Source organism: Oleiphilus sp. HI0061 (assembly GCF_001635675.1).
Genome location: NZ_LWFE01000937.1, coordinates 1 through 545, shown reverse-complemented (window position 1 = coordinate 545; position 545 = coordinate 1). Strand labels below are relative to the sequence as shown.

The window sequence follows — 545 nt, the reverse complement described above, 5'->3', positions numbered from 1 at the left end:
CCATTCATTAGATAAAGATGACCGCGCTTCTGAAACACTAAGTACCAGTTTTACAACGCTTGCTGTACCGGATTATCGGGCACCCTTGATACTAGAAGGCCCTTATGCATCAAATATAACGCATGAGCAATTTACCTTATCTTTGTGTGCAGATGAGCCGGTTAGAGGCTCGATATATGTTGATGATCAACACTTCACTCTTTCGGATTTAGCGATTTGCCATCAAATTCTTATCGAAAGTTTGAGTCCGAATACTGCGTACACAGTTATTGCTGAAGTAAGTGATGAGCAAGCTAACGGCCCTACAACAAGTCAGGCAATGACTGTCACCACCCTGCCCGCCCCCGACATCAGCGCTCCGAACATCTTACTGATGCCAATGGTTATTGATATTTCCGATACCAGTGCGACAGTTATCTGGACGACGGATGAAGCATCAACAAGTGGTGTATCTTATAACGATGGCAGCCAATACCATGTGGTAAGTGATCAACGTTTTGTCTTAGAGCACTCAATGCCTTTGGCAGATCTTTTACCTGAAACAG

At 44.2% G+C, this 545-nt stretch carries 1 protein-coding gene; it reads left to right on the top strand.

Features of this window, described 5'->3' with window-relative positions; translation table 11 throughout:
• On the top strand, nucleotides 1–545 hold a 545-nt coding region (locus A3735_RS30860), incomplete at both ends, for a hypothetical protein (RefSeq protein ID WP_197485859.1).